Here is a 13,471-nt window from a genome sequence, read left to right as displayed (position 1 = left end):
TTCTCCTTTTTCAAACTAACCATTTAAGATAGCAATTGTTTATCCTTTGAGAACTGGAGTGTCTCCTGCAACCCTTCGTATAGGTTGATAGACGGCTCCCAATTTAGTAATGTTTTTGTTTCTTCATTGGAAAGAATACTATGCCGAATATCGCCTGGGCGTTCTTGTTTATAGATTGGTTGCAGATTCGAACCAGCAGTTTTTTTCATCGTTTCAAACAGTTTATTGATGGAAATGCGTGATCCAGATGCCACATGAACACAAATATTTTCCTTTGCATTAAGTGCTTTTACATTTGCAGCTGCCACATCTTTAACAAAAATAAAATCTCTTGTTTGCTCTCCATCCCCATATATAACGGGTGTTCTATTTTCGGTCAGTTGATTTGAAAAAATAGCTACAACTCCCCCTTCACCCTTTGCGTCTTGTCTTGGTCCGTATACATTGCTGTATCGCAAAATACTATATGGCAGTTGATACAGTTTACAAGCCAATTTTAAATACTTTTCAACAGATAACTTTGTAAGTCCATATGGTGATTCCGGCTGCGTTGGGTGAGAAATGGTGACAGGCAATGCAACAGGATTTCCATACACAGCCGCGGATGAAGCAAAAACAACTCTCTTCACCTTTGCTTTAATCGCAGCATTAATAATATGAAGAGATCCCCTAATGTTTACTTTTTCATCAAATAGAATGTCCCTGACAGACTCTGCCACACTTACTTGGGCTGCTTGATGGATAATATAATCTGGACATAGGGAATGAATTAATTCAATGACACTTGGATCGGTTATGTCGTGATTAATGACTTCAATAGGTAAATGATCGATGTTTTCTCGACGACCAGTTGAAAAATTATCAATCACTGTGACATTGAAATCTTGTTGCAGCAATTCCTCTACTATATGAGAGCCAATAAATCCCGCACCGCCTGTAACTATTACTCTACTCATTAGAAAAACCTCCTATAATGCCTTTGATATAATTGATTTTGATTGAATGGCTGGTCTTCCAACTGAAAGGTAGGTAAATCCAAGTTGTTTCATCAACTCTAAGTCAAAGAGATTCCGACCATCAACAATCAGAGGCTGATTCATATATTGCTTTACTAATGGTAAATCCAATTTTTTTACGTCCATCCAGTCTGTTAAGATCATACATGCATCTGAATCATTGATAGTTTCATATATATCCTCTGAATAGGTGCACTGATAACCGATCTGTTTTTTTGCTTCTACAATCGCGATCGGATCATATGCCTTAACGATTGCCCCCTGCTCTGTTAAGTAAGGAATAATATCCAATGCCGGAGAAGACCGAATATCATCGGTATCTGGTTTAAATGCTAATCCTAAAACACTAATGGTTTTCCCTTTTAAAGAACCTAATGCACGTAACAATTTTTTCACCAGCTGTACCCTTTGCCCTTCGTTTGTATCAATGACAGCCTTGATTAATTTGAAATCGTACCCACAATCCTCGGCAATGTGCAGAAGGGCAGCCGTATCTTTTGGAAAGCAGGATCCACCAAATCCAACACCGGCTTGTAAAAATTTATTGCCAATCCGGCTATCTAAACCAATGCCTTGGGACACTTTTGTAACGTCAGCACCAACGCGTTCACAAATGTTGGCTATATCATTGATAAATGAAATCTTTGTCGCCAAAAATGCATTGGCAGCATATTTAATGATTTCAGCTGTTTCTAATGAGGCTTTCACTATATTTGCTGTAAAGGGCTGATGAATTTCCGCAATAATTTGATAAGCTTTTTCGCTTGTGGCTCCAATTACTGCGCGCTCCATATTCATCGTATCCTTAATAGCAGTACCTTCTCTTAAAAATTCAGGATTGGAGACAACGTCAAAAGGATGTTTTCCTTTGCCATATTCTCTAATCACAGATTCTATTAATTTTCCAGTGCCAACGGGCACGGTACTTTTTGTGACAATTACTTTGTAACCATTTAAATTTTCACCAATCGATTTAGCGACTTGTTTTATATAGGTTAAGTCAGCTTTACCTGATGATGTCATTGGGGTCCCAACTGCAATTAATATAACCTCAGCATCCTGTATCTCTTGACTAATATTAGCGCTAAATTTTAGTGTTCCTTTCCGAACATTTTTGTGGACCAACTCTTTTAATCCAGGCTCATAAATTGGCATGATCCCCTGTTTGAGATCATTTATTTTCAATTCATCAATATCACAACAAGTAACTTGGTTTCCTGAATCAGCAAAACATGTACCAGAGACGAGACCAACATATCCAGTTCCTATAACAGCTATTTTTTTCATCCTTATCAATCCTTCCAGTTCTTAATTACTTGCAGAAAAGACTATAAAGTTGAATAAATGGATTCTATCGTCCGCTTATAGACAGCTTTAAGCAAAACCGCATTGTGATCAACATGATAGTTTTTTTTGATATTTTCATATAGTTCATGCTGAACCTGCGGGGTAAAAAGATTTCTATTTAAAATATCGTTTATTCGATTTACTAAGCTTGATACCGATTTACTTTCGATTAATAGCGAACGATTTTCACCAAATAATTCCGGAACACTTCCCACTTCAGTACAAATCACAGGCACCTTCAGGGCTAATGCTTCAATGACAACGGTTGGCATCCCTTCTGTATAAGAGGGGAGAGCAAACACATCACTAGCAAACAAATAATCACTTACTCTTTCATTTTCAACTTGCCCTGTTAAGAACAGTCTTCTATTAAAATCGGAATGCTGCCTTAATTTATCTTTAGCTGGTCCATCTCCAACAAATACAATAGCTACATCATTAGGAAGCCATTGAAGTGAATAAGCCAGTTCAAAAACTCCTTTTTCTTGTGTTAACCTTCCGATAAAAACTATAATCTTCTTTTCCTCAGGGAGTTGAAGGCGTCTTCTAATTTCCATTTTAGTTTCATCTGCAGGTTGAAATCGTGATAAATCAACACCTATGGGGAGTACCATGCTATCTCTGCCTGCTAGCTCCTTTGCTCTAATCCTTAGGCTCTCACCCACTGCCAATACCAGATTTGCAGCCTGTACAGTATGTTCAAATGCTTTTTTTGCACCTGCACTAAAATTTGGATAAATATTTACATCACTGCCATGTAACGTTAAAATCCACGGCAGCTTTTTTTGTTCGGCAACAATTCTCGCTGCCCCTCCAGACGGCATCGCAAAATGTGCGTGAATTAAATCTGGCTCTATGTCATAATCAGACATTGTTTTTAAGATGGTGGCAGCGATACGTTTATCCGGCTGGGCCCATCTAAGTTGGCCCGGAAGTGCTAAATATGGCGGACGGTAGACCGTCACTCCTTTTCGCACATACTTAACTGGAATCTCGTTATTAACACGGTATTGTTTTTTTACATATTTGATCAAAGTTGGATGACGCGGCACAGGACAAATCACTGTAACCTCTACACCTAACCGGATTAATGCTTGAACTTGAGTTTCATGAAAAACACCAAGACCAGGTTTCTTGTCACTTGGATATATACTTGTAATCCATAAAATCTTCATTATGTTTGCTCTCTTATTTGTTTTTTTATGATTCTTAAGAAAAAAGGGGGATACATCTTATACAGTAGAAAAATATAGACAACCCCACTTATGCCTACTGAAAAAATAAGTGGCCAAATACTGGTCTGAGAAAAATAATAAATAGAAACCTCTTTCAGACAAAAAGCGATTATAGTTATGAGCAAAGATAATAGAAATGGTATCGAAATAGTTTTCAGATATTGCCGAAAACGGAGTTGAATCAACCAGTTTAATAACCATCTTCCTATTAAGAAGTTCACCAGGCTTACTCCTGCATAGGTCCAGGCTACAACCTCCAATTTATTCGACATGACAGCTAGCCATAAAGAAGCACCATACAGAATGAGAACCCCAGCATCCCAATAAAAAGCTATATTTGCTTTCCCTTTTGCTAAAATAACTGATCCATTTGGATTCATTAAAACCCTAAGAATGCCTACGACTGCCATGATTTGCACAACTGGAACGGCGTCCAGCCATTTCTCTCCAAAAATAGTTAAAATAAACACATTAGACACCGCTGTGAGACCCATCAAGATGGGAAAGGAAACTAGACTCAATAGCTTGGTCATATGTAAGAATCCATCTGTTAATAAAACTGGATTTTGGTGACTTTTCGAAAAAACCGGAAAAGCAACTCTGGTAATAATCGGATTAATCTTTAAGACCGGAATCGTTACAATTTGATAGGCAAGATTATATATACCAAGTGCCTCTGCACCCATAAATCGGCCGATTAATATGACATCAAGGTTGGAGCCAATTCGATTGACTAACCGTGAGGCTAATTGGTATGCCCCAAACGACATGTATTCCTTGCATTCCGACAAATCAAATATTAATGAGGGCCGCCATTTCTTTTGATAACACATAAAATAAAGAATGCCTTTTAATGAATTCAGCACGACTTGTGAAATAACAAAGGAATAAATCGGACTAATGGTAAGTATAAGAATCACCAATGTTAAAAAGGAAAATAACGTAGTCCCTACTTCAATCGCCCCCAGTAAATTAAAACGTAAATCTTTTTGCAACAGATACTGGCATTGCTGCCCAACCGGAGCGATTAAAAACATCACGGCCAAAATTCGTATAAGTTCGACTAATTCACTTCGCTGAAAGTACAAAGCAATCAGAGGGCTAAAGAGGAATAAGATCAGAAACAACCCGATTCCTACTAGTACATTTAGCCAAAACAGAGTTGACAAGACACGAGCCGTAACCTCTTCTTTTTGAATGACAGCTGAACCAAAACCAAGATCAAGCAATATCTGAGCAAACACTACAATCGTGGTAATCATTCCTACCAGCCCGAATTCGGATAGGCTCATTAATTTTCCAAGTAATGCAAACTGGATGACTTGGATGGCTGTAATTATAAGTGTAGAAATCCCAGTCCACTTTACTCCTTTATGTAGTTGGCTTCTTATGACTGTCATTTGCTTCCCGCCTTTATTAACGAGCTCCCTCTCCGGTGAAAATTACCTTGAACGTCTTCAAAATAATTTTAACTTCAAGCGAAAATGTTAAATTTTGTATGTATTCCAGGTCGAATTTAAGTTTTTCTTTTGGTGAAATATCATATCCTCCACTAACCTGAGCAAGACCTGTGAGTCCCGGTTTAACAAGCAGCCGATTTTCGAATCCCTTTATCTCTTTATTAAATTTCGCTGTAAAGAATGGTCTTTCGGGTCTCGGACCTACAATTGACATGTCTCCTTTTAAAACAGAGGCTAATTGTGGAAGCTCATCAATACGAGTCCTTCGGATAAATGCTCCCACTTTTGTAATACGAGGGTCATTTACCACTGCCCACTTGGCCCCCTCCTTTTCAGCATCATTCCTCATGGATCGTAACTTTACCATCTTGAAACGTTTTCCATTCTTCCCAATCCTCTCCTGAACATAAAATGGTGAACCTGGTGTTTCAAGGACGATGAGGGCAGCAAATATTACAATGATTGGCAGTGCGATAAGAAACCCAGTAGCTGCAAGAAAAATATCATACACTCTTTTTAAATAGAGATAATGTTCCACATTCTTTGATAATGTGAGATTAGAGGCTGGGACCGTCAAATAATCTTGGTAGAAATTGTAGCTTTTTTCAGTACTCACAAATGTACCACCCCATAAGATTTATTAATAAGAGTTTTGCTAATCCATACGTAAAGTATAGGTACAAAACTTGAAGTTGCTGTTGAGTACTGGTGAAGAGTTTGTAAAATATTTAGAATATATATTAAGTTTCTAAATACTTTGTAAAGATTTTTACAAAGTATAGGTAGATATAACGATATAATGAAAAAACTGACACAATAAGGATTTGGACTTTTCCTTTTTGTGTCAGTTTCTTAGATTCTTATAGGTTGTTACAAAAAAACTCCCTCTTATCTAGACAAGAGGGAGTTAGTTTAAGCAATCGATTCTTGCTTGGCAATTTTTAAAATTTCTAATGATTTAATATGGTAACCATCGATTTCAAGCACTTTAAATTCATAATCATCATATCTAACTTTATCGCCTTCGACGACATCCATTTTTTCTGATAAGATCCATCCACCGATGGTATCCATATCTGAATCGTCAAGGTCTAAACCGAATAAATCATTAATTTCATCAATTAGGACTTTACCCTCAACGATGGTTTTATTTTCACTAATTTTATTAATTTCAGGTACTTCATCCGCATCAAACTCATCACGGATTTCACCAACAATTTCTTCTAAAATATCTTCGACAGTGACTAATCCTGCTGTACCGCCATATTCATCCATTAAGATGGCCATATGAACACGGTCTTTTTGCATTTTCAGGAGCAAATCATGGATTGGGATCGATTCAATAACCTGGATAACTGGGCGAACATACTCTTGAATCGATGTTTCAACATTCTTGCCTTTAATATATTCGGTAAAAACTTCTTTCATATTTACCATACCGACGATGTTATCCTTTTCACCATCGATAACCGGATACCTTGTATAATTTTCTGCGGTAACGATTTGAAGACATTCATTTAAAGATTGTGAGATATCAAAAGCAATAATCTCAGTACGCGGTACCATAATTTCATTGGCGTTTCGATCATCAAATTCGAAAATATTGTTCACATATTTATATTCAGATTGATTAATCTCCCCACTCTTATAGCTTTCGGAAATGATTAATTGAAGTTCTTCCTCTGAGTGTGCTACTTCATGTTCTGATGCAGGTTTCAGTCCAAAAACTCCGACGATGAAACGAGCTGAACCATTTAGTGCTTTAATAAATGGATACATTATTTTATAAAAGAGAATCATCGGTCTTGCAAAAATCAAAGTGACCTCTTCCGCTTTTTGTATGGCAAACGTCTTTGGTGCAAGCTCCCCAACAACTACGTGAATAAAAGTTACTGATGCAAACGCTAATATAAATGAAGTAATGCCTGATATTGATTCTGGCATGTTAAAGTAACTTAATAGTGGATGAAGGATAAGTTCCACCGTTGGTTCTCCTAACCACCCGAGCCCTAAAGCTGTAACGGTAATTCCTAATTGACATGCAGATAAATATTCATCAAGATTAGTAACAATCGTTTTTGCCGCGATCGCGTTCTTGTTCCCTTCGCTAACGAGCTGATCAATACGTGTACCGCGGATTTTAACAATAGCAAATTCATATGCCACAAAAAATGCTGTAAATGCAATTAAAATTGCTATTATTAGTAGATTACTAATTATCAATAGTCTCCTTACTTAATAGATAAGTAAGGAATACACCTCCTGTTTTTTTACGAGTTTATTTATTTTCTATCAAAATAATAAATTAATACTTAGCTAAACAATAATAATAATGTTTGAGCCAATGTAACGCCTTCTGATGATAATTTATTAACAAGTGATTCTTTTTGCTGGTTGTTTAATTTTTGAAGAATAGGTTCCATGACATTTATTTCTTCTTTCAGATGCTGCATAATACTAGCAATCTGCTCCACATGTTTTTCTACTTTTTGTTTATCAATTGTATTATCTGACTTAATCAATTCAATGGAAGACTTTATTTCCTCAAGGGGCATATTCAAATTTTTATAATGTTCAACCATATTTAAAATTTGAAGACACTCCTCATTGTACAATCGATAATTAGAATCCGTCCGAATAGGGTTAAGTAAGCCTATTTGGGTGTAATAATCAATTGTCCGTTTGGAAATATTCTTTAATTTTGCTATTTCACCAATTCGATACAACTCCCCAAATTACTCACCCCTTCCCAGTTAAATGTTAAATTAAATATACCATAGATCAAACCGTACAGTCAACGTTCCGGTTTGATCTATGGTTATCAGCGTGTTAATATGACTGGTCCGTTTTTAGTTACGATAAGTGTATGTTCGTACTGAGCAACAAAGCTTTTTTCTGTAACAAAGGTCCAGCCGTCCTCTAGTTGAAACACTTCTTCATCATGGGTTGAGATAAATGGTTCAAATGCAATAACCATTCCTTCTCTAAGCAATCCATTGTCAGAGGTTTCATTATAATTATAAATATATTCAGGTTTTTCATGGATTGTTCGTCCAATACCGTGTCCTGTAAGATTTTTAATAACGGTTAATCCATGATTTCTAGCTGTTTGGAAAACGACTTTACCCATCCCGTTTATTTTGGAACCTGGTTTTGCTTTTTTAAGACCAGCTTCAAATGCCTCTTTTGCAACAGCGCAAATTTTTGATAAAATTTCTTCACCTTTTCCAATTACAATCGAGACGCCTGTATCTGCAAAATAACCGTTCTTGGAACCAGAAACATCTATATTAACAAGATCTCCTTCTTGAATCACTCGATCACTCGGAATTCCATGAGCCACTTCTTTGTTGACACTAATACACGTAAACCCGGGAAAATCGTATTCCCCCTTTGGAGCAGAAATGGCGCCCTCCTTCTCAAATAACTGACCAGCTATATCGTCGAGCTCTTTAGTAGTTACCCCAGGTACCGCTCGTTGCACTAATTCATCGCGAATCGCGGCAACGATTCTGCCAATTTCTTTCAATCCATTAAAATCCTCTTCCGTCTTTGCAATCATGCTTTTTCCCACCTATTTTATTTTATCTTAATAAACGTTCACCTATTAGATTGTACATTTATCCTCAGATAAAATCCAAGCATAATAATTTCATGATGATTAAAACAACAAAAAACAGAGTTACCCAATGTAACACTGTTTTTTATCCATCATAATAATTTTACTTTTTTAATAAAATTTATTTCATTTTGAAATTTTTCAAAAATTTCTTTGTAGGTGGAATTAATTAAAAGTGGAAAGAGGTTTTCTAGTGCTTCTTGGTAATCTTGACCTAACGCTTCCCGGAGAAAAACATATTCATGAAAGAGCAGTGCCTTTTCAAAATCAATACCTAATTCATGTAAGCCTTTATACAAGTCCTTCTTAGGTATACGTAAGATCTTCTTAAATATTTTAATATTTTTTTCAATGAATTTCTCTTCAATATACCGTGTTACATAGTCTGTATACACCATCTGACCAATAGTATTTGTTTCATTTTTTGAGAAGTTGAATCCAATCACACGATCTTCCTTATTTTCACGAATAATAAACGTTTTACTACCTCTTAAATGTGTAATAAAATTTTTGACGCTTTTATCAAAAATTTTATCAAATTGAATAATTTTTTGCAGTTTAACGGCAAAATCAGTATGTTCTTCACCCACAACAAATAACCGGTCAACAATCGGTAAAAGCTTTAAGACTCCTTCGGAAAGTTGACTTGATGCATCATAAATAATGATATCGTACTCGTTTTTCATCAACTTCACTTTTCGTTTTTGTTCGATTAAAGTTAATTTCGAAAATTCGTGTATGAGCTCATTTGAGGTCTCTTCTTTTTCTAAGGTCCCGTAAGAAATGAATGCTGCAGCTATATTTGTATTTAATTTAATCCAATTATAAATGGATAAAGACAATTCAGTTACACCTGATTTTGCTTTTGGAGAGTAAAAGCCAACTAAATACATGTCCCTCACATGCCTTTTATTTAAATCATATGCAAGAAGAAAACAAGTGTTAAAGACAAGCGACTACTTTACAATTTATAACGTAGCAAAAATATTCTTGTGATAAAATATATATATTCTAAAAAAACGCTGATTATAATCCCAAAAGACAGAGGTATCCCAATGAAGAACATGAATAACAAAGAAATACAAACATGGCTCGATAGCAAAAAACTCCCATTATTAGAAAAACTCAAATCATTAGATGAAGTATTTTGGATGAATCCTAACCTTGAAAATTCTCAGCAAGGGATTGAAAAATCTCCGCTGACTGTAGATGAGATTAAAGATGCGGAAGAAAGATTGAACCGTTTTGCTCCCTATCTCGCTAAGGTTTTCCCGGAAACAAAAGCAGCAAATGGGATCATTGAATCTCCATTAGTGAGCATACCATCAATGCAGCAAAAATTAGCCCAGGATTACGGACAGCCTAACTTAGGTGATTTATTACTAAAGTGTGATAGTCACCTGCCAATCTCTGGGTCAATTAAAGCGCGAGGCGGTATTTATGAAATACTCAAACATGCAGAAGAATTGGCTCTTTCACATCAATTGCTTACCCTTCAAGATGATTATTCCATTCTAGCAAGTGAAAAATTCCAATCCTTCTTTTCCCTTTATTCTATTGCCGTCGGTTCTACTGGAAATTTAGGGCTAAGTATTGGTATCATAAGTGCTAAATTAGGGTTTAAGGTAACAGTTCATATGTCCGCGGACGCAAAACAATGGAAAAAGGACTTGCTTCGCAGCAAAAATGTGCAGGTAATTGAATATGAAGCCGATTACAGCAAAGCTGTCGAGCAAGGACGCATCCAAGCAAAAGCAGATCCTAGTTGTTATTTCGTGGATGATGAAAATTCAAGTGATTTATTTTTAGGATACGCCGTGGCCGCCTCCCGGTTGAAAAAGCAGTTAGAACAGTTAGAAATCACAGTTGATGAAAACCACCCTTTATTCGTTTACCTGCCATGTGGGGTTGGCGGTGGTCCAGGAGGCGTAGCATTTGGATTGAAGCAATTGTTTAAAGATAACGTCCACTGTTTCTTTGCTGAACCCACCCATTCTCCTTGTATGTTACTCGGATTAATGACGGGATTACATGATCAAATTTCTGTTCAGGATATCGGAATTGACAATGTCACCGATGCAGATGGACTTGCTGTCGGAAGACCCTCGGGATTTGTCGGCAAAATTATTGACCCTTTCTTAAGTGGAAGTTATACAATAAGCGACGAACAATTATACAAATTGCTCAAGGATCTTGTCGATACTGAAGAAATTCATTTAGAGCCTTCTGCACTCGCAGGGATGATTGGACCGGTTTTCTTATGTAGAGAGGGAAATGATTACTTATGGAACCATAATTTATTGGATAAAATGAGCAATGCTGCACATATCGTTTGGGCGACTGGTGGAAGCATGGTTCCTGCAGAAATGATGGCAGAATATTATCAAAAAGGATCAAAATAATTGAGAAAAACATTATTTATTTCAATGATGATTTCTTTTGTTATATTTATTCTTTTTTCACCTGTTTTTATTCGACTAGTTTCATATTTACACCCAATCGTTTTAATAGTGGTCCTGTTCTGTATTGTTTGGTTGGTCTTATGGTTGGTTCTATTTATCCGGAAAGAAACGATCAATCTTCCCTACCCACTCTTTTTGGGAGGGTTAACTCTCTACACGGTTGCACTTGTGATATTGTTATTTTTCCGTCCAAACGAGCAAAGCTATCACTCAATGAATCTTGTCCCCTTTTCCACCGTTGCATTTTATTTGTCAGGAAAAGTGAACTGGTTAATTTCCTTTTATAATCTAGCTGCTAATATTGGTTTGTTTCTTCCCTATGGCCTATTCCTTAGGTATAAACAGTTTTCTCAATGGAAGGCATTATTTATTGCTTCATTGATGATTGCATGCATTGAGGTTTTGCAATTTGTTTCCCATCGTGGGAGCTTGGACATAGACGATTTGATTTTAAATTTACTTGGAATTTATCTAGGCTGCGTTCTCTTTCCTTTGGTTAAACAAGTGGTGAATATCCCGAATACTAAAGGACCCATCGATAGATGAGTCCTTTAGTATCATTCATTATCAAGCGGCAAATACGAGTAATAGCCATAAATACAAGCTAATTAGCGTGAAAATTAGGGTTAGAGGTATGACAACAATGGTCACTTTTATATATTCCATCCAAGTTATTTTAATCTTATTAGTCTTTAAAATATGCATCCAAAGTAGTGTTGCAAGAGTTCCGATTGGGAGGATCAGAGACCCAATATCACTGCCAATGATGTTTGATAAGTAAACGGTTTTCGTTAATAGGGGTTCTAGTCCCATATCCGTCAAGGCTAAGGTTGAAATCATTAAGGCTGGATGGTTGTTAAAGATATTTGAAAGAAATGCTGTTATGACACCCATGGTTAAACTAGCATGAATCAGACTATTATTAACGATTGGTTTTAGATAGCTTATAAGAAGATTCGATAATCCAATATTGTGTAAACCATAGATGATGACATACATACAAAAGGCGAATATTAAAATATGCCACGGAATTTTACCGATCACATCTTTCGGATTTACCTTTAGGTGAATCCATCTCCATAAAAGCAAGATAACCGAACCAGACACAGCTACCAACGAGACTGAGATGCCAATAAAGGATGCGACGAAAAGGCTAATCCGTACAAGGAATACAAAGATGAGCATATTGATCATGAGTTTCTTTTGTTGATTGAATAAAGTTTCCGAGTCTTGTTGTAATGGATGATATGGGCGGTTTTTATGCAGTGGAATGGAGTAGGAATGGAAGCGGATTTCTTTCGGAATATCTTTCTTAAAAACTAGGAATAATAGATAGGATAAAAATAGTAATCCCAGAACCCCAGGAACAAACATCATTTCCGTTTGGAGATACAAATCCATTCCTATTATTTTCAAGGCTATTAGATTAACGATGTTACTAACACCTATTGGAGCACTTGAAGCAGTCGCAATTAACGCACCACTTAAGAGAAACGGTATCTTTTGCCTGTTTTTTAACTTTAGATTATTTAAAATTAAGATCAGGATTGGTGTAGTAATTAAGATACTTCCATCGTTATTAAAAAATAGTGTCATTAAAAAGCAGAGTATTAAAGTATTCCAATATAATCGAATACCCGAACCCTTCGATATTTTCAACATTAACGCAGCTGTCCAGCTAAAGAAACCGAAACTTTCAAGTACGATGGCCATAACAATTGTGGCGATGATGGTAATTGCAGCCCCCGTAACTTTTGAACTTATATCTAATAAATCCCCAGTCGAAACGCTTCCACTTACAAAAACAATAGTGGCGCCTATTGCCGCTGGGATTGCTTCATTCATATTTTTTGGACGGATAAAGATCAGGACCATTGTTAGAATAAAAGCAAAGATGGTAATGATTACCGTCGATTGATGATACATATAAATAAATTACTCCCTTCACAAAAAATTCGTTCATTATTTTCCGTTTATTTCCTTCTTATCCTTTGCTTTATAGTACGTCCCAATGTGAAGGCTTGTTCTAAACGAATGTCTCGTCTTTTCATAAATCAGCATGTAACTAGAAGTATTTTCAAAAATTCTACTAGATTTTTACCTATATTTTTATATATAGACGAATGACACACATGCATTTTAATAGGTTTATGTAACAAGAAATGTACAAAAAAACCGATACTTTTGAAAGTATCGGTTGCTACTGTTAGTGTTTTTTGCCTTTTTTAGCTTTTGGACCTTTTTTAGCTTTTGGGCCCTTTTTACCGTGGCTGCCGCTACTACCGCTGCCTGAGCTGCCTGAGCTGCCTGAGCTGCCTGAACTGCCTGAGCT

The 13,471-nt window shown here is 36.3% G+C and carries 13 protein-coding genes; 2 read left to right on the top strand and 11 right to left on the bottom strand.

Translation table 11 applies throughout. The annotated features are described in order from the left end of the window. Nucleotides 1-23: 23 nt before the first annotated feature. From ACSU6B_RS14520 to ACSU6B_RS14480, 9 genes are all read right to left on the bottom strand, one after another. Nucleotides 24-956 (bottom strand): NAD-dependent epimerase/dehydratase family protein, encoded by a 933-nt coding sequence (locus ACSU6B_RS14520; RefSeq protein ID WP_410886191.1) that lies wholly within the window; start codon nt 954-956, stop codon nt 24-26. A gap of 12 nt (nt 957-968) precedes the next feature. Continuing rightward, nucleotides 969-2,303, bottom strand: coding sequence for a UDP-glucose 6-dehydrogenase TuaD (gene tuaD, locus ACSU6B_RS14515; protein ID WP_410886189.1), 1,335 nt, complete (start codon nt 2,301-2,303; stop codon nt 969-971). A gap of 41 nt (nt 2,304-2,344) precedes the next feature. After that, the gene (tuaC, locus tag ACSU6B_RS14510; RefSeq protein ID WP_410886187.1) at nt 2,345-3,538 is read right to left on the bottom strand and encodes a teichuronic acid biosynthesis protein TuaC; all 1,194 of its coding nucleotides are present in this window, start codon (nt 3,536-3,538) and stop codon (nt 2,345-2,347) included. Further along, nucleotides 3,538-4,998 (bottom strand): teichuronic acid biosynthesis protein TuaB, encoded by a 1,461-nt coding sequence (gene tuaB, locus ACSU6B_RS14505; protein ID WP_410886185.1) that lies wholly within the window; start codon nt 4,996-4,998, stop codon nt 3,538-3,540. Before tuaB ends, tuaC begins: the two co-directional genes overlap by 1 nt. 16 nt (nt 4,999-5,014) lie before the next feature. After that, entirely contained in the window at nt 5,015-5,635 is a 621-nt protein-coding gene (locus tag ACSU6B_RS14500) for a sugar transferase (protein WP_410886422.1), read from the bottom strand. A gap of 335 nt (nt 5,636-5,970) precedes the next feature. Further along, nucleotides 5,971-7,281 carry a hemolysin family protein gene (locus tag ACSU6B_RS14495; RefSeq protein WP_215001286.1) on the bottom strand — a complete coding sequence of 437 codons (1,311 nt, stop codon included), beginning with the start codon at nt 7,279-7,281 and terminating at the stop codon, nt 5,971-5,973. 89 nt (nt 7,282-7,370) lie between these two features. Then, complete coding sequence (locus ACSU6B_RS14490) at nt 7,371-7,784, bottom strand: MerR family transcriptional regulator (RefSeq protein ID WP_098934885.1); 414 nt, start codon at nt 7,782-7,784, stop codon at nt 7,371-7,373. A gap of 95 nt (nt 7,785-7,879) precedes the next feature. Further along, entirely contained in the window at nt 7,880-8,620 is a 741-nt protein-coding gene (map, locus tag ACSU6B_RS14485; RefSeq protein WP_410886183.1) for a type I methionyl aminopeptidase, read from the bottom strand. 149 nt (nt 8,621-8,769) lie between these two features. After that, nucleotides 8,770-9,570 (bottom strand): hypothetical protein, encoded by an 801-nt coding sequence (locus ACSU6B_RS14480; RefSeq protein ID WP_410886181.1) that lies wholly within the window; start codon nt 9,568-9,570, stop codon nt 8,770-8,772. A 171-nt stretch (nt 9,571-9,741) separates the two neighbouring features. Between ACSU6B_RS14480 and ACSU6B_RS14475 the strand changes: the two genes are divergently transcribed. Further along, nucleotides 9,742-11,079 carry a D-serine ammonia-lyase gene (locus tag ACSU6B_RS14475; protein ID WP_410886420.1) on the top strand — a complete coding sequence of 446 codons (1,338 nt, stop codon included), beginning with the start codon at nt 9,742-9,744 and terminating at the stop codon, nt 11,077-11,079. Further along, a complete protein-coding gene (locus tag ACSU6B_RS14470) occupies nt 11,080-11,685 on the top strand; it encodes a VanZ family protein (protein ID WP_410886179.1) in 606 nt (201 codons plus the stop codon). A 21-nt stretch (nt 11,686-11,706) separates the two neighbouring features. On the opposite strand, the gene ACSU6B_RS14465 is transcribed toward ACSU6B_RS14470, so the two are convergent. Next, nucleotides 11,707-13,065 carry an arsenic transporter gene (locus tag ACSU6B_RS14465; RefSeq protein WP_410886177.1) on the bottom strand — a complete coding sequence of 453 codons (1,359 nt, stop codon included), beginning with the start codon at nt 13,063-13,065 and terminating at the stop codon, nt 11,707-11,709. 222 nt (nt 13,066-13,287) lie between these two features. Then, nucleotides 13,288-13,471: hypothetical protein (locus tag ACSU6B_RS14460; RefSeq protein ID WP_410886175.1), on the bottom strand; the 184-nt coding region annotated here is incomplete at its 5' end.

It is taken from the genome of Neobacillus sp. C211 (assembly GCF_051842875.1).
In the GTDB taxonomy this organism is placed as follows: Bacteria; Bacillota; Bacilli; order Bacillales; family Cytobacillaceae; genus Neobacillus.
The sequence above is the reverse complement of the archived record's forward strand: the minus strand, read 5'-3'. Positions and strand labels throughout refer to the sequence as shown.